General features: G+C 61.5%; 17 protein-coding genes. 4 read left to right on the forward strand and 13 right to left on the reverse strand.

Annotated features, from left to right (window positions below):
- Together BLT85_RS15015 and BLT85_RS15020 are read right to left on the reverse strand one after the other, a co-directional pair.
- Entirely contained in the window at window positions 1–168 is a 168-nt protein-coding gene (locus BLT85_RS15015; RefSeq protein ID WP_093396474.1) for a DUF1328 domain-containing protein, read from the reverse strand.
- Between the two features lie 55 nt (window positions 169–223).
- Window positions 224–1,063, reverse strand: a complete 840-nt coding sequence (locus BLT85_RS15020) for a BON domain-containing protein (protein WP_093396477.1) — start codon at window positions 1,061–1,063, stop codon at window positions 224–226.
- A 286-nt stretch (window positions 1,064–1,349) separates the two neighbouring features.
- On the opposite strand from BLT85_RS15020, the gene BLT85_RS15025 reads away from it, so the two are divergent.
- Window positions 1,350–1,916 (forward strand): DUF4136 domain-containing protein, encoded by a 567-nt coding sequence (locus BLT85_RS15025; protein WP_093396480.1) that lies wholly within the window; start codon window positions 1,350–1,352, stop codon window positions 1,914–1,916.
- Window positions 1,917–1,941: 25 nt separating this feature from the next.
- Here BLT85_RS15025 and BLT85_RS15030 read toward each other — a convergent pair whose 3' ends face one another.
- The 4 genes from BLT85_RS15030 to BLT85_RS15045 form a co-directional block, all read right to left on the reverse strand.
- Window positions 1,942–2,490, reverse strand: coding sequence for a cupin domain-containing protein (locus BLT85_RS15030; protein WP_093396483.1), 549 nt, complete (start codon window positions 2,488–2,490; stop codon window positions 1,942–1,944).
- 111 nt (window positions 2,491–2,601) lie between these two features.
- Window positions 2,602–3,675 carry an alanine racemase gene (alr, locus tag BLT85_RS15035; RefSeq protein WP_093396486.1) on the reverse strand — a complete coding sequence of 358 codons (1,074 nt, stop codon included), beginning with the start codon at window positions 3,673–3,675 and terminating at the stop codon, window positions 2,602–2,604.
- Window positions 3,676–3,764: 89 nt separating this feature from the next.
- Complete coding sequence (locus BLT85_RS15040) at window positions 3,765–4,121, reverse strand: RidA family protein (RefSeq protein WP_093396489.1); 357 nt, start codon at window positions 4,119–4,121, stop codon at window positions 3,765–3,767.
- Window positions 4,096–5,394: a D-amino acid dehydrogenase gene (locus BLT85_RS15045; RefSeq protein ID WP_093396491.1), complete on the reverse strand. Its 1,299-nt coding sequence runs from the start codon at window positions 5,392–5,394 to the stop codon at window positions 4,096–4,098. The genes BLT85_RS15040 and BLT85_RS15045 overlap by 26 nt, the downstream gene beginning before the upstream one ends.
- A 154-nt stretch (window positions 5,395–5,548) precedes the next feature.
- On the opposite strand from BLT85_RS15045, the gene BLT85_RS15050 reads away from it, so the two are divergent.
- Together BLT85_RS15050 and BLT85_RS15055 are read left to right on the forward strand one after the other, a co-directional pair.
- Window positions 5,549–6,043 (forward strand): Lrp/AsnC ligand binding domain-containing protein, encoded by a 495-nt coding sequence (locus tag BLT85_RS15050; protein WP_093396494.1) that lies wholly within the window; start codon window positions 5,549–5,551, stop codon window positions 6,041–6,043.
- Between the two features lie 44 nt (window positions 6,044–6,087).
- Window positions 6,088–7,401, forward strand: a complete 1,314-nt coding sequence (locus tag BLT85_RS15055) for an NAD(P)/FAD-dependent oxidoreductase (protein ID WP_093396497.1) — start codon at window positions 6,088–6,090, stop codon at window positions 7,399–7,401.
- Window positions 7,402–7,408: 7 nt separating this feature from the next.
- Here BLT85_RS15055 and BLT85_RS15060 read toward each other — a convergent pair whose 3' ends face one another.
- From BLT85_RS15060 to BLT85_RS15090, 7 genes are all read right to left on the reverse strand, one after another.
- The gene (locus BLT85_RS15060) at window positions 7,409–8,746 is read right to left on the reverse strand and encodes a ribonuclease J (protein ID WP_093396500.1); all 1,338 of its coding nucleotides are present in this window, start codon (window positions 8,744–8,746) and stop codon (window positions 7,409–7,411) included.
- A 60-nt stretch (window positions 8,747–8,806) separates the two neighbouring features.
- On the reverse strand, window positions 8,807–10,036 hold the full coding sequence (locus BLT85_RS15065) for a nucleoside recognition domain-containing protein (RefSeq protein ID WP_093396503.1): 1,230 nt from the start codon (window positions 10,034–10,036) through the stop codon (window positions 8,807–8,809).
- Between the two features lie 109 nt (window positions 10,037–10,145).
- The gene (locus BLT85_RS15070; RefSeq protein ID WP_093396506.1) at window positions 10,146–11,018 is read right to left on the reverse strand and encodes an N-acetylmuramoyl-L-alanine amidase; all 873 of its coding nucleotides are present in this window, start codon (window positions 11,016–11,018) and stop codon (window positions 10,146–10,148) included.
- A 62-nt stretch (window positions 11,019–11,080) separates the two neighbouring features.
- Complete coding sequence (locus tag BLT85_RS15075; protein WP_093396509.1) at window positions 11,081–12,754, reverse strand: GGDEF domain-containing protein; 1,674 nt, start codon at window positions 12,752–12,754, stop codon at window positions 11,081–11,083.
- Window positions 12,755–12,806: 52 nt separating this feature from the next.
- Window positions 12,807–13,631, reverse strand: coding sequence for an endonuclease/exonuclease/phosphatase family protein (locus tag BLT85_RS15080; RefSeq protein WP_093396512.1), 825 nt, complete (start codon window positions 13,629–13,631; stop codon window positions 12,807–12,809).
- 56 nt (window positions 13,632–13,687) lie between these two features.
- The gene (locus BLT85_RS15085; RefSeq protein ID WP_157718189.1) at window positions 13,688–14,323 is read right to left on the reverse strand and encodes a thiol:disulfide interchange protein DsbA/DsbL; all 636 of its coding nucleotides are present in this window, start codon (window positions 14,321–14,323) and stop codon (window positions 13,688–13,690) included.
- 162 nt (window positions 14,324–14,485) lie between these two features.
- Complete coding sequence (locus BLT85_RS15090; protein ID WP_093396517.1) at window positions 14,486–15,103, reverse strand: c-type cytochrome; 618 nt, start codon at window positions 15,101–15,103, stop codon at window positions 14,486–14,488.
- Window positions 15,104–15,367: 264 nt separating this feature from the next.
- Here BLT85_RS15090 and yihA point away from each other — a divergent pair, with 264 nt between their 5' ends.
- Window positions 15,368–16,012 carry a ribosome biogenesis GTP-binding protein YihA/YsxC gene (yihA, locus tag BLT85_RS15095; RefSeq protein WP_093396520.1) on the forward strand — a complete coding sequence of 215 codons (645 nt, stop codon included), beginning with the start codon at window positions 15,368–15,370 and terminating at the stop codon, window positions 16,010–16,012.
- Window positions 16,013–16,057: the final 45 nt, after the last annotated feature.

Raw genomic sequence — 16,057 nt, forward strand, 5'->3', positions numbered from 1 at the left:
TCAGGGTCGCGGTCCGCGACGACTCATGAAGAAGGAGACGATGAACAGGATCAGGAAGATGACGAACAGCACCTGTGCGATGGTGGTAGCCGTCCCGGCGATGCCGCCGAAGCCCAGCACGGCAGCGATAATGGCGATGACGAGAAATACGATTGCCCACTTCAGCATGGTATGTCCTCTTGCAATTGAATGACGTTGGCTTGCGTCTGCCCTGACGGGCCTGTCACTTGCGAACGTTCAAGCCGTCGGCGTTCACTTCGGTCACTCCCCGAATGTCTTCGGCGGTACTGATTGCCTGCTCCCTTTCGGCTTCCGACTCGACTACCCCGCTGAGTCGAACCCGTCCTCGGTTGGTGTCGACCGAAATGCTGGTGCCGCTGAGGCTGCGGCTGAACAGAAGGCTCGATTTCACTTTGCTGGTAACCCATGCATCGCTCAGCGTATCGCCCGCCGTACCGGCCGCGTCCTGCGCAGCACCTGTAAAGTCAGACCCGGCGTCGGCGTTGACGTTCAGCTGGTTGCGTATTTCCCGTGCCTGCTCGGTATCGGCAGCGATGCGCTCTGCCAGCTCTTTGGTCTCTTCGGAATCGACCTGCCCGGTGAGGGTGACGAGGCCATCGTCGCTGTCGACCTGGATGTCCAGCCCCTGGGTCCGGCGGTTCCAGAGCAACTTGGACTTGATCGTCGCTGTGAGCGTGGCATCGTCGACGCGCCCGCCCAACCCGCGGTCGCGCTCCTCGCCGCGACCGGCCTGCTGGTCAACCTGAAGCTGGTTGTCGACACGGTTGATTCCGTCGACCTCAAGCGCGACCTGAGCGGCAAGCTCCCTGTCTACCTCCGAATCGACCGTTCCGGAGAGGATCGCCTTGTCACCTTCGATGTCGACGTCGATGTTGAAGGGGCTGAGGTTGCGGTTGACTGCCAGTGCTGTCCACACCGAACCCTGTTGACGGGCTTCGGTCAGTTGCTGGCGCAAATCGGCGTCCTCGGCGCCCACCCCTGCCGTGACAGCAAGCGCGCCGACGACCGCCATGGCGACGAGTGTTGGTTTGAGTCTGAGCATCGATGCCTCCTTCCTTGTTTCCTGGTGGAGGAAGAGGGCAACCTTCATGCCAACAGCGTTTCGGATGAAACACCTTGAAAATCAACCCACTACGATTAGCAGAGGGAAGGCGAAGCATGCAATTTGCACTATTTGCCCTCTCGCGGCTTTGCGCTTTGCACGAACATATCAGGGCGATGCAACAATTCAATTGGCGAGTCAGGGGGCGGGAACTAAAGATTGCTGCCGAGTCACGAATATATATAGACGTGCCGTTCTGCTCAGGCAGCCATTCCGGAGTATTCACATGTTACGCATGACCTTTTTGTCCGCCGCACTGGTGCTGCTCGCCGCCTGTCAGACTACCCAGCCGCAGCGAGACTACGACAGCAGCCGCAACTTCGCCGAGTATCGATCTTGGACCTGGGCCGACCCGGCCATCAACTTCACACCCGCCAACGACCCGCGGATCGGTAGCGACCTGGTGGCGCAGCGTCTCAAGGACGCGATTGCTTCCCAGCTCGACGCGCGTGGCTTGCGCCCGGCTGCTTCGCCGGAACAGGCGGATCTGAAGGTGCGTGCCGACATGGTCATCGACGAGCGTGAGCAGATGGTCACCACCAACTACGGCGTCGGCCTTGGTACCGGGTACTGGGGGGTATGGGGTGGTGGTCCTATGATGAGCGAGACGCGTTCGGTCGACTATCAGACCGCCACCTTGCAGATCGATCTGATCGATGCAGAGGACAATCAGCTGGTATGGCGGGGCAGCAGTACCGAGGTGGTGCGCGATCAGAGCCAGTCGCCAGCCGAGCGAACCCGTTCCGCTCACGAGCTCGCCGCTCGGGTACTGACCGGCTACCCGCCGAACTGAAGCGCTCGTAGCTCCGCGCCGGCCGTCAGAAGTTAGCCGGCGTGGTGGCGCTGATCAGCAGACAGGGCTCGTCGAACGGGTTGCGGAAGCGGTGCGGCTGGTTACTGTCGAAGTAATAGCTGTCGCCGGTTTCGAGCACATGGGCTTCACCGTTGACAGTTACTTCCAGCCGGCCGCTGACCACCGTGCCCGCCTCCTCCCCTTCATGATTGAGCATATCCGGCCCGGTATCCGAGCCGGGTGGGTAGGTCTCGTTGAGGAAGGCGAAAGCGCGGTTGGGGTGGCCTGTGCCGACCAGCCGCATGGTCACTTCACCGGAACCTATGTCGAGCAGCTCGTCGGCGCGGTAGATCACCTTGCGCTGACTGTCATGCTCGATTTCCAGCGAGAAGAAATCCACCAGGGACATCGGGATGCCCGAGAGTACCTTCTTGAGAGAGCTGACCGACGGGCTGACGCTGTTCTTTTCGATCATGGATATGGTGCTGTTGGTAACCCCTGCACGTTTGGCCAGTTCACGCTGGGACAGGCCCTTCATTTTTCTTATCGCTTTGAGACGCGCACCCACATCCAAGGTCGGGATCCTCCGGGGCGGCTGCAGGCAGCCGGATGGTGAGACAGTTGTCGATTCAGTCCGGGATCATTGCACGGCTGTGCAGAATTTTCAACGCGGTGCCGACGCGTGTCAGTCGCGATACAAGCGTTGCACGCGGTTCAGATTACAGAACAGCTGATAAGCAATGGTGCTGGCGTGGGCGGCCACTTCGCTGGCATTCAGGCCGTTGCCCCAGAAACGTACAGGCGTGCCCAGCCCTGCCTGTGGCAGGTCGGTCAGATCGACCGTCAGCATATCCATGGAGACCCGGCCGATGAGCCCGGTACGCTGGCCGCCGACCAATACTGGCGTGCCATCTCTGGCGTGGCGCGGATAGCCGTCAGCGTAACCCATCGCTACCACACCTATCCGCGTCGGACGCTGCGTGACGAAGCGCGAGCCGTAGCCGATCGGCTCGCCCGTCTCGATCTGGCGCACGGCGATGATCTTCGAGTCCAGTTGCATAACCGGCAGGAGTCGCTCTGCATGAGTCTGTTCGAATTCGAAGGGCGTCGCGCCATACAGCATGATCCCCGGCCGCAGCCAGTCGCCATGCGCCGCGGGCCAGGCGAGGACACCGGGGGAGTTGCACAGGCTCGCCGGACCGCCGAGCGCATCGGTGGTCCGGTGAAAGACCGCCAGTTGTTCCTCGGTGCGGCCGGTCTCCGGCTCGTCAGCACGGGAAAAGTGCGTCATGCGGGTGAGTGACGCCACATTCGGGCTGTTTTCCAGCGAGCGCCAGATGGCTGGATACTCATCTGGTGCGAAGCCGACCCGGTGCATGCCGCTGTCGAGCTTGAGCCAGACATTCAGCGGGCGGGCAAGCCGCGCCTCGGCGAGGTCCGCCAGTTGACCGTGGTGATGAATCACGACCCACAGGTCGTGCTCGACAATCAATTCAAGCTCGGTTACCTCGAACCAGCCTTCCAGCAGCAGTATCGGCTGGCTGATGCCGGCCTGACGAAGCTCCAGTGCTTCCTCGATGCAGGCGACAGCGAAGCCATCGGCCAACTCGCGCAATGCCTCGGCACAGCGAACCGCACCGTGCCCGTAGGCATTGGCCTTGACCACCGCCAGTGCCCGAGCCGCAGGCGCCAGCGTTTTAGCGAACTGATAATTGTGGCGCAGGGCGGAGAGGTCGATGACGGCGTGGGCTGGGCGCATGTTCGAATCTTGAGGGCGGCGGGATCGGGCTATCCCGGATGGCGCTAGCGTATCAGACTGACCGGGCGGCGAGGAGCAGCCCGACCTTGTCAAAGCGCCGCAATCACCGACATTTCGACGAGGATCTCCGGCTCGCACAGTCGCGCCTCGACCGTCGCCCGTGCTGGAGCGGTTCCTTCGGGCAGCCACTGGTCCCACACGCTGTTCATTGCTGCGGAATCGGCGTCGATATCCTTCAGATAGATGGTCACCGAGAGGATCCGCGTCTTGTCACTGCCGGCCTCGGCGAGTAACTGCTCGATGGCCGCCAGCGTGCTGCGGGTCTGGGCGGCGCAGTCAGCATTCAGATCCTCGTCGTCAGCTACCTGCCCGGCGAGATAGATGGTGTTCTGGTGAATGACGATCTGACTCATGCGACGGTTAGTGTGCAGACGCTGGACGGACATGCCGGCGTGTCTCCCTGTGTCGAGTGTAACGATCGATGCCGATGCCCTCGGTGCGGATCGCGGGTGTGTGTCCGCTGATCAGATCGGCCAGCAACTGGCCGGACCCGCAGGACATGGTCCAGCCGAGCGTACCATGGCCGGTATTGAGATAGAGGTTGTGCAGAGTACTGGCGCCGATCACCGGCGTGCCATCGGGCGTCATCGGTCGGAAGCCGGTCCAGAAGCTGGCCTGGCTGGCATCACCAGCGCCTGGGAACAGATCGCCGACCACCATCTCCAGCGTGGCACGCCTTTGGTCTCGCAAGGCGGTATCGAAGCCGGCCAGCTCGGCCATGCCACCGACCCGGATCCGGTCGGCAAAGCGTGTCACCGCCACCTTGTAGGTTTCGTCCATGATGGTGGACACCGGGGCGCGGTCGCTGTCGATGACCGGCAGCGTCAGTGAGTAACCCTTGACCGGATATACCGGCAGATCAATGCCCAGCGGCCGCAGCCACTGGGGCGAATAGCTGCCGAGGGCCAGCACGTAGCTGTCGGCGCGAAGCACTTCGTCGCTCAGCCGAACGCCGGTGATCCCTTCGCCGTCGCTGAGCAGGCCCTGAATTTCGCAGTTGAACCGAAACTCTACGCCCAGTGCCTGGCATTGTGTGGCCAGACGCGTGGTGAACAGATGGCAGTCGCCGGTCTCGTCGCCCGGTAGTTGCAGGCCGCCGACGATACGCTCGGCACTTGCGGCCAGGCCTGGCTCGGCTTCGATGCAGCCGGCCCGGTCGAGCAGCCGGTACGGCACGCCGCAACGTTCGAGTACGGCTATGTCCTTGGTAGCGGCGTCGAGCTGTTTCTGCGTACGGAAGAGCTGCAAGGTGCCGAGCTGGCGGTGTTCGTAATCCACCCCGCTGTCCCGGCGCAGCTCCACCAGGCAGTCTCGGCTGTATTCCGCCAGACGCATCATGCGTTCCTTGTTCACCGCATAGCGCGCCTCGGTGCAGTTGGCGAGCATGCGCGCCATCCAGCGGTACTGATCCGGATCGCTGGTCGGTCTAATGGCCAGCGGAGCATGCTTCGCGGCCATCCACTTGATTGCTTTCAGCGGCACGCCCGGCGCTGCCCAGGGCGCGGAATAGCCGGGCGAGATCATGCCGGCATTACCGAAGCTGGTTTCCAGCGCAGGCCCCGGCTGGCGGTCGATCACGGTGATCTGATGCCCGGCTTTGGCCAGGTACCACGCGCTGGTAACGCCGATTACGCCGCTTCCGAGGATCATGACGTGCATTGCGTTGGCTCCCGAGTGGGCGTGGATAGAATGGATAACTTGCCGCAATGGGCAATATCACTATTCTAGAAGCGCTGGGTCTGGGCGATTTCTCGAATAAACAGTATTGGTTGGAAAATAACGCTGTGAATAAGCTGATAAACAGGAAGAAACCATGAAAACGCGCAGGGCATCCAGCCGCGAGCTCGACAAGATCGATCTGAGTATTCTGCGCGTGCTGCAGAACGAAGGGCGCATCTCTTACGTCGAGCTGGGCGATCGCGTCGGGCTTTCGACCACGCCCTGCATGGAGCGGGTCAAGCGGTTGGAGCGCGAGAAGTTCATCCTCGGCTACGGCGCGCGGCTCAACCCGCAGAAACTCCAGGCCAACCTGCTGGTGTTTGTCGAGATCAGCCTCGCATCGAAGTCGGCGGACATCTTCGACGACTTTCGCCGCGCGGCGATCAAGCTGCCCCACGTGCTGGAATGTCATCTCGTCTCCGGCGACTTCGACTACCTGATCAAGGCGCGGATCTCCGAGATGGCCTCATACCGCAAGTTGCTCGGCGACATCCTGCTCAAGCTGCCGGGAGTCCGGGAATCGAAAAGCTACATTGTCATGGAAGAACTCAAGGAAACCCTGGCGATCCCTATACCTGAAAGCGATTAGCCGCTAAGCTGCTGTCAAATTTTATTTACATTTTTACGCCAATCCTGAACGGAACCAAGCCTGTGCTGACCCATACGCCTGACCATGCACCGTCCTACTACGCCGCTACCCGTAACCAGAGCCTGAAGCTGCCGGCCCTCGAAGGCGACGTGCAGGTCGACGTGTGCATCGTCGGCGGCGGCTTCACCGGCCTGAACACGGCGATCGAGCTCCGTCAGCGCGGCTTGTCGGTCGCGCTGGTCGAGGCCCATCAGATCGGCTGGGGCGCCAGTGGTCGTAACGGCGGTCAGCTGATCCGCGGCGTGGGTCATGATCTGGATCAGTTCGAGAAGACCATCGGCCGCGAAGGTGTGCGCGATCTGAAGCGCATGGGTATCGAGGCGGTGCAGATCGTCCGTGAGCGCGTCGAGGCTTTCAGCATCGATTGTGACCTGACCTGGGGCTACTGCGACCTGGCGAACAAGCCAGCCCATCTGGACCAGTTCCGTGCCGATCGTGACGAACTGCTGGAACTGGGTTATCCCCATGAACTGAAGATGGTCGAGTCCGGGCAGATGCATAGTGTTGTCGGCTCCGATTGCTACGTGGGCGGAATGACCGATGCTGGCTCAGGCCATCTGCATCCGTTGAATCTGGCGCTGGGCGAGGCCAAGGCGGCGCTGGAGCTCGGTGCTCAGCTATTCGAGCATTCCTATGTGACGCAGATCGATTTCGGCCCGGTGGTTACCGTGCATGCCGCACGCGGACGCGTGCGTGCCGGGCAACTGGTGATCGGCTGCAATGCGTACATCGGCTCGCTACACCACCAGCTCAGCGGCACAGTGATTCCGGCCGGCAGCTACGTGATCGCTACCGAGCCTCTCGGCGAGGAGCGCGCGGCACGGCTGATTCCGCAGAACATGGCGATGTGTGACCAGCGCGTGGCGCTCGATTATTACCGGCTCTCGGCAGACAAACGGCTGTTGTTCGGCGGCGCCTGCCATTACTCGGGCCGCGACCCTGCGGATATCGAGGCCTATATGCGGCCGAAGATGCTCAGGGTGTTCCCGGAGCTGGCAGACGTACGTGTCGAGTATCAGTGGGGCGGAATGATCGGCATCGGCGCCAATCGCCTGCCGCAGATCGGCAGACTGCCGGAACACAGCAACGTGTTCTATTCGCAGGCCTATTCGGGCCACGGGGTGAACGCGACGCACCTGGCGGCGCGGATTCTGGCCGAAGCCATCACCGGCCAGGCGAGCCGCGGTTTCGAGCTGTTCAGCCGCGTGCCGCACATGCACTTCCCCGGCGGCCAGCGCCTCCGTGCGCCACTGCTGGCGATGGGCATGGCCTGGCAGCAGCTGAAGGAAATCCTCTAGCGGGACGTCAGTCCTGTTTGACCTCGGTCAGGCCCCACTCCATATCGGCCACCCGTGCAGGCTGCGCGGATAGATCGAACAGGTCTCCGTTAGCCGGCACCATCCCCTGCATGCCCAAGCTGCGGGCGAATTCCAGATGGGCCTGCTGATGGTAGGGTTCGCCATGCACCGGCAGCAGGTAGCGCGCCTTCAGCCAGCCGTACATCTGCCGCAGGTCCTCCTGTGGCGGGTGGCCCGAGGAGTGGATGGGCGCCATCTCGTCATCGATGATATTCACGCCCTGCTCCGTCAGACCCCGGCGAATGCGCTCAAGCGATTCTTCGTTGCCTGGAATCAGCCTTGAGGAGAACAGTACGGTGTCACCTTCTTCCAGCGAGAGGTGCGGATGGTTGCCGCTGGCCAGCCGGCCCAGCGCCGCAGCCGGCTCGCCCTGGCTACCGGTACAGATCCACAGCTGTTGTTCGCGAGGCAGATAACCCAGCTCCCAGGGGCTGATAAAACCCGGGCGCGAACTCAGGTAATTCAACGCACGCCCAGCGCTGTGCATGGTCAGCAGGCTGCGCCCGAGCAGTCCGGCGTAGCGAGCGGTGTCGAAGGCGATTTCGGCGAGACTCTGCAGTCGCGCCAGGTTGCTGGCAAAGCAGGTGACGATAACCCGCTTGCGACAAGCACGGATCGTGTCAGACAGGCCGTTCTGCACGTCGGCCTCGGAGCGGCTGGTGCCGGGAACCGGGGCGTTGGTCGAGTCGCCGATTACCGCGTGAACACCGCTGCGACCCAGCGCTTGCAACCGGCTCTGCGCCGTCAGCCCGCCGACCACCGGTGATGGGTCGAGCTTCCAGTCGCCGCTATGGTAGATACGCTTGCCTGCCGCCTCGATGACGATGCCGTGCGACTCGGGGATCGAATGCGTCACCGGAATCCACTCGGCCTGAAAGTTGCCGATGCCTATCGGCTCCAGCGACCGAATCTCTTTCATCTGTGGCCACTGCAACGACGGGTCGAGCTTGTTGCGGATCAGGTGTGCGGCGAACGGGCTGGCGTACAGCGGGCAGTTCAGCTCGCGCCAGAGATGCGGAATGGCCCCGATGTGATCTTCATGCCCATGTGTAATCAGCAAGGCCGAAAGCTGTATATCGTGCTGCTTGAGTGCAGCGAGGCTGGGGACCGACATGATGTTGCTGCCGCCGGGCATCGACTGCAGCGCAAAGCCACAGTCCACTGCAATCCACTGTCCCGCCGAGCCGTACAGGTAGAAGTTCGCACCGAACATGCCGGCGCCCCCGAGGGCGATGAAGAACGGGCCTGGCTGACGGTGCAACTGGTCGAAGCGTGGTGCGGTCATGGGGCTGTCCTGTTCGAAGTCTTTCAAAACAGCTTAACAGATGATCCGCGACCGACCGGTTCAGGCAAAAAACCAGTAGCACACGGCGATGGCTGCGAGCATGCCGGCCAAATCGGCCAACAGCGCGCAGCCCAGGCCATGCCGTACGCGGCGGATACCGACCGCGCCGAAGTACACCGCCACCACATAAAAGGTCGTCTCGGTGCTGCCCTGAAAGGTCGCTGCCAGTAACGCGGCGAAGCTGTCGACCCCATGCGTGTTCATGGTTTCGATCATCATCGCCCGTGCACCGCTGCCCGATAATGGCTTGATCAACGCGGTGGGCAGCGCGTCGACAAAGCGGGTATCCCAGTCCATCGACACGGCCAGCCAGCGGATAGCATCCAATACTGCGTCCAGCACGCCACTGGCGCGAAGCACACCTACTGCTACCAGCATCGCAACCAGGTAAGGCAGCAATGAGACGGTGAAGCTGAAGCCTTCTTTGGCGCCTTCGATGAAGGCATCGTAGACATGCACCTTGCGCGCCCAACCGACCAGTAGAAACAGCATGACGATGCCGAACAGCGTCAGGTTGCCAACCAGCGTCGAGGTGGCAGCCAGCGCCTGTGCGGACAGACCGGCGAGCACGGCAAGCAGCGCGCCGAGTGCGAGAGCACCGGCACCCAGATAGGCCAGCACGACGGGATCCCACAATTTCAGCCGCTGCATCAGCGCGACGCTGAATAGGCCGGTGAGACTCGAAGCGGTAGTCGCCAGCAGGATCGGCAGAAATACCGCGGTGGGATCGGACGCGCCCTGTTGCGCGCGGTACATGAAGATAGTCACCGGCAATAACGTCAGCGACGAGGCATTGAGCACCAGAAACAGGATTTGCGCATTGCTTGCCGTGTCCCGGCTCGGATTGAGCGTTTGCAGGGAGTGCATGGCCTTCAGACCGATCGGCGTCGCTGCGTTGTCCAGCCCCAGCACGTTCGCGGCAAAATTCATGGTGATGTGCCCGAGCGCGGGATGCCCGCTGGGGACCTCCGGCATCAGACGGCGGAATAGCGGGTTGAGTACTCGAGCCAGCAGATCGATCAGGCCGGCCTTCTCGGCGATGGCCAGCAGGCCCAGCCAGAGAGTCATGGTGCCGATCAGCACGATGATGATGTCGACGCTGAGCCGTGTCATATCGAACAACGCGGCGACCAGGCGGCTGAACACCTCGGTGTCACCTCCCCCCAACCATTGCCAGAGCGCGGCAGCGAATGCGGCAATGAAAAAGCTCAGCCAGATACCGTTAAGCATGCTTGCAGTGCGTCCTGCTCGGCTTCATGTAGGGAGTCGCTCTGGCTGACCATCCGCGAAGGTGGGAAGTAGGCGACCGCGGACAGCTATGCTGCCGACTTGATGAGCATCATTCAAGAGCAGCTGGCGGGGCTTGGCAAGGGTCGGCTTCGCGTGGGGCATCAGCTGGGGCACACCAGTCCGGCCAGCTGACAGCGGCCGGAACCAGCGCTGCGAGCAGGGCCGCCGTCTCGCTGTCGGGCAGGCCGTCATACCGGGCAGGGCGAAAGCGCATCTGAAACGCGGCGATCACGTTGCGCAGTGCCGGGCTGCCCCGGTCGGTATCGATATCCTCTGGCAGCGCATACCCAAACGTCGCCAGCGACTGGCGAAACCAGCGCAACGGCGGCGTACGGTCTCTCAGCTCGTTCAGATGGCTCTGCACCTGCTGCTGGTCCGGCCAGATGGCCACGCCAGCATCGGCCAGCTGCTGCCAGGGAAATAGCGGGCCGGGGTCGAGCTTGCGCTGCGGCGCCACATCGCTATGACCGACGACCCGGTCGGGAGTCAGATTGTGCCGTTCCAGGATGTCTGCGAGCAGCTCGGTGAGCGCTTGGATCTGCCGCGGCTCCCAGGTATGCCAGACTCGCCCGAGCGGCGTCTCGCTGTAGCCGGGGTGGACCAGTTCGATGCCGATCGACGTCGCGTTAAGCCAGGTCCGACCCTGCCAGCTGCTGTCCCCCGCATGCCAGGCGCGGCGGCTTTCGTCGACCAGCCGGTAGATGGTGGGTGGACTCTGCTTGATCAGGTAATGGCTGCTTACCGGTCCGCGGGTCAGCGTGCCCAGCGAGCGCTCGAATCCGGACGAGGTGTAGTGCAGCACCACGTACTGCACCCGGCTATCCTGGCTTTCGGAGCTGTAACGGGTGTCGATGGCCGGGCCGCTCGCGCAGCCGGTCAGAAACAGCATAACAAGCAAGGAGTTGACGAGAAGCTTCACCATGTCCTCGGGATAAACGGGCCGAGTGACTAGCCTAGCATAGCAACGCGCTGGAACGTGGTGGTTCAGGCCGCTCGGACGATGCGGTTTCGGCCCGCCTGCTTGGCCTGGTACATGGCTTGATCCGCACGTTCGAAGGTCTCTTCGAGCGTGTCGTCAGGGCGGAACTGGGTAAAGCCCATCGAGATGGTAATGGTCACCCGTTCAGCTTTGAAGTGAAACGGGCATTGCTCGATACCGCGACGCAGTTCATCAAGCACGAGAGCGCCCTGCTGCACGGTTGTGCCCGGCATCAACAGGACGAATTCTTCACCGCCGAAGCGACCGATAAAATCCGTCTTGCGCAGCCGCCCCGAGAGCTGTTGGGCGATCAGCCGCAGCACCTTGTCGCCTGCCAAATGTCCGAAGCGGTCGTTGATCGATTTGAAATGATCTACGTCCAGAACGGCCAGCAAGAGATCACCACCATAGCGGCGCCAGCGGTCGAATTCCTCTTCCATGCGCTTTTGCAAGCCGGCACGGTTGGCCATGCCGGTGAGGTTGTCAAGCATGGCGCGCTGGCGCTGTTCGTCGAGGTGTTTGCGAAAAGTCTGGGCTTCTACTTCCATCACCTGGATACGCTCGATCATCGAGCGCATACGGCTGGACGTCTCTTCCTCCTGTTGCTCGCGGGAGCTGCGGGCATGATCGACGTCCTGCAGTAGTGCGTCGAGCTTGGCGTCGACGTTAGCTTTCAGTGCATCCAGTTCGGTTGCGTCGCGCACGTCGTCATGCAGCCCGGCGACCTGGCTGCGGATCGCTACCTCCAGCTGCTTGCCGGATTCGAACGAGCCAAGACAGGCGTCGTGCGCGGCTTCCAGATTGCCCTGAAATTGTGCAAGCCGCTGATTAAGCTGCTTGAGGTAACGTTCGAAGTCGTGTTGACGTTTCTGTTGAGCATTGAGTACCAACAGCATCAGTTCGTCGAGTACCGCAGCCAGTTCGTACCAGTTCAAACCGCGGCTAACCTGCTCGCGTAGCCGCTCACAGCGGCTTCGCTGATCGTCGAGCACCTGCAGTTCGGAAAGCAGATTGAGCAGGATGGTCTCGATATGGCCTGCAACTTGAGAATACTGCTGCGCCTCACCGCCCACCGGGCTGGACGCCGAGTCAAGGCGCGGCGGCACGGTGTCTTCCTGAATTTCGTCCTTCGTCTGCGGATCACCGATCGCCATATGCGATGCCATTGGCGCCGGCACCTGCGCGTCGCCACGCTTGAACAGGCGCGCCAGCAGCCCACGGCTTTCCGGACCGGACGGCGTATCGAATATCAGTTGCTGGACGACCGACAGCTCCTCCAGCAGAGCCGGGATCTGGTTGGCGTAGACGAGCGGAGCTTCGAGTTGCTTCTGCAGCTGTCGCAGTGCCCGGTTCGCGATCCCGGTCGGATGATGGCTTTGCAGATTCTGCGCCAGCGCCTGAAGGTGATGAGCGATCCTGACCAGGCGTTCCTGACGGTCTGCGTCAGCCTTGAGAACAGCGCGCTCCAGTTCCGGCATCAGGTCGGCGAGCAGATGGGGCGGGGCGTCGGCCCGTAGGGAGCCGCGGAGCTCACGCAGCCGCTGATCAAGCAACGGATCGAGCCCGTCGGCGGCGATACTGATACGAACCAGACTGCGCTTCAGAAGCTCTTCGTGATCGAGAAGACTTTCCACGGCTTCCTGCCCTGCATCGAGATCGCTGTTTCTTGGGTCCGACATGTGTGCTCCTGCACGCTGTAGCGGACGATTATAGAGTAAAACCAGACCGTAGCTAGCGGTTCGGCTCGCGCGGCTTGCACATCTGGTCGGGTAGTCGGATGTGCATGGCTACCGGCAAATGGTCTGAAATCGCCTGCGGTAATACTTCCACCTGTTCGATCGACAGGCTCGGGCTGATCAGGATGTGGTCGATCATCCGCGCCGGCTTCCAGCTCGGGTAGCTTCCCGGTAGGGACGCGGTATGCAGACCGCTCCCGCGCAGCGGCGAGTGATCCAGCAGATCCTCGGCGTGAGTGTTCATGTCGCCCATCAACACCACATGCTGGTGATCGGCCACGCGTTCACGGATATAGGCCAGCTGATTGTTTCGTGTACGCAGGCTGAGCGCGAGGTGCATCATCACCACCAGCAGCGAATCCTGACCCTGACCGAAACTGGTCAGAATTGCGCCGCGTCCGGGCAGCATGCCCGGCAGCTTGTGGTCTTCTACCAATTCCGGAGCGAAGCGGCTGAGCAGGCCGTTCGAATGCTGAGCGAATCGCCCCAGGTTACGGTTGAGCTGCTGATACCAGTACGGAAACTGCCCTTCCTTGGCCAGGTGTTCCACCTGATTGACATAACCGGAGCGTATGCTGCCGCCGTCGACTTCCTGCAGAGCAACCAGATCGAAGTCATTGAGCATGCGAGCGATCTGGCCGAGCGTGGCCTGGCGGCGTGCATGTGGTAGAAAGTGTTGCCAGCTGCGAGTGAGATAGTGGTGATAGCGCTGGGTATTGATACCCACCTGAATATTGAAGCTGAGCAGACGCAGCACGTTCGGCAGCGTCTGCTCGGATGAAACCCAGTGCGGATTGGTGCGCAGACAGGCTGGCGCCATGGATCCGTGGGTTGAGCGTCGTACCGGGATGTTTCCCGCTGAAATCATGGGCAACCTCAGTTGGATTGCCGTTCCCGCTCCACCAGGTACTCGGCAACCTTGAGCATGTCTTCAAAGCCGCCGGCCATGGCGGCTTCGATGCGATATTTTCCGTTCACTATCAGCGTGGGTACGCCGGTGGCACGGTAGGCCTTGGACAGCCGTTCGGCCTGGGCCATCTTGCCGCGCACGCCCATGGATGACCAGGCGCGCTTGAATTCCTTCTCGCCGATGCCGTGAGGCTCGAGAAATTCGATGATTTCGTCCTGAGTGGCCAGACGTTTTTTCTCGTTATGAATCGCCTGGAATACGGCCTGATGCGTCTCGTCCAGCTTATCCAGGCTTTCCAGAGTGTAGTAGAGCTGACCGTGGGTGTTCCAGACGCCGCCGAAGAAAGCGGGTACCGGACGGAAGTAGGCATCTTCGGGAAGGGTCTTCTTCCACTCGCCGATGATCGGCTCGAGTGAGAAGCAATGACCGCAGCCGTACCAGAACAGCTCAGCCACTTCGATCTTGTCCGCGTTCTGGGTGGGAGCCGGAGCGGTCAACTCCACGTAATGGACGCCAGCCTCGTAGGGTGCTGCTTCCTGAGCATGGGCCAGAGCCAGACTACCGAACAGCCAGACCAGGGCGATTGAAATCAACGCGCGCATGTAACTCTCCCGAACGAACTCTTGACGTATCGAATGATGACCGGCGGTTCGCCTGGTCATCGCTCATGATGATCCATGCAGCATAACCGCTACTGCACGAAAAAAGGGTGACCGAAGCCACCCTTTTTTTGAAGCCTGCCGCAACACACGGCAATACCTGGATCAGCGCAGGCCCTGAATGTAATTGGCCACAGCTTCGATGTCACGGTTGCTCAGCTTCTCGGCAACCATCTGCATGATGCGGGTATCACCATCGTTGGTGCGCTCGCCTTCGCGGAAAGCGGTCAACTGCTTGACGGTGTACGCAGCATGCTGGCCCGCCAGATGCGGGAAGCCCGCTGGCTCGTTACCCTTGCCGGTTGGCGAATGGCAGCCGGTACAGGCCGGCAGGCCGGTCGACAGGCGTCCGCCGCGGTAGAGCTTCTCCCCCGTTTCCGCCAGTTCAGGATCGGCGACCCCGCCAGACATGGTATTTTCGGAGAAATAGGCTGCTATGTCGGCCAGATCCTGCTCGTTGAAAGGGTCCAGCATGCCGGTCATCTCAACCACGACGCGACGGCCTTCCTTGATGTCGGCCAGCTGCTTGAACAGATAGCGGTCGCCCTGGCCCGCGAGTTTCGGAAAGTTGCCGGAGGTGCTGTTGCCATCGGCGCCATGGCAGGCACCGCACATGGCTACCTTGCCAGCGCCGGCTTCAGCGTTTCCTTCGACCGGGGCCTGTGCATAGGCCGAACCGGCCACACCGAGGGATAACACCAGACTCACGAGTAATTTATTCATCGGCTAATCCAATTACGGCTAAAAAAAGTGGCATTGCCCGCAGCTCCGGCTTCGTACGCCGCGTTATCCATACGGACTGCCTCGTTATTCGTTCCCGTCACGCTTCCTGTGCCAGTAGAGCGCCATGCTATCCGCCGCAAGGTGGGGCTGCAATGGTCAGACTGTCGCACTGAGTAGCCGGGATATAAAACCGCAGCAGTATATACTAAGCTACGTAGCGGCGTGAATGTCGTCGCCCCCATGCCAGCCTTCACGGATTCATCCATGTCTCTAGCAACACCTCTAGTCTCCCTGTGCCAGCGCGCATCCTTTATCAAAAGTGCCAGCGAAGTCGATCAGTGCCCGCCCGATCAGGGTTTCGAAGTGGCGTTCGCCGGCCGCTCCAACGCGGGCAAGTCCAGCGCCCTGAACACCCTCACCCATGCTCGTCTGGCGCGCACGTCCAAGACCCCCGGACGGACGCAGCTGATCAACTTCTTCGGTCTCGACGAGCAGCGCCGTCTGGTCGATCTTCCCGGTTACGGCTACGCCAAGGTGCCGCTGGCGCTCAAGGAGCACTGGAAGCAGCATCTCGACGCCTACCTTACCCATCGCGACTCGTTGGTCGGGCTGGTCCTGGTCATGGATATCCGGCATCCGCTGTCCGATTTCGACCAGATGATGTTGCAGTGGGCTGGCGACAGCAGCCTGCCGACGCTGGTGCTGTTGAGCAAGGCGGACAAGTTGGCATTCGGGGCGTCGAAGAATGAATTGCTGAAAATTCAGGCTCGCGTGCGCAAGGAACATGGCGATCTGGTGTCGGTGCAACTGTTTTCATCGCCCAAGCGGCAGGGCGTCGACGAAGCGCACGCGGTGCTGGAGCAATGGTTTTTTCCTGATCTGCTGGATATCGATGCGGCTGAAGGCTGATCGGCGGCAAATCGCAGGCAAAAAAAACCCCGAACTTCTATGGGG

It is taken from the genome of Halopseudomonas xinjiangensis, assembly GCF_900104945.1.
Classification (GTDB): Bacteria; Pseudomonadota; Gammaproteobacteria; order Pseudomonadales; family Pseudomonadaceae; genus Halopseudomonas; species Halopseudomonas xinjiangensis.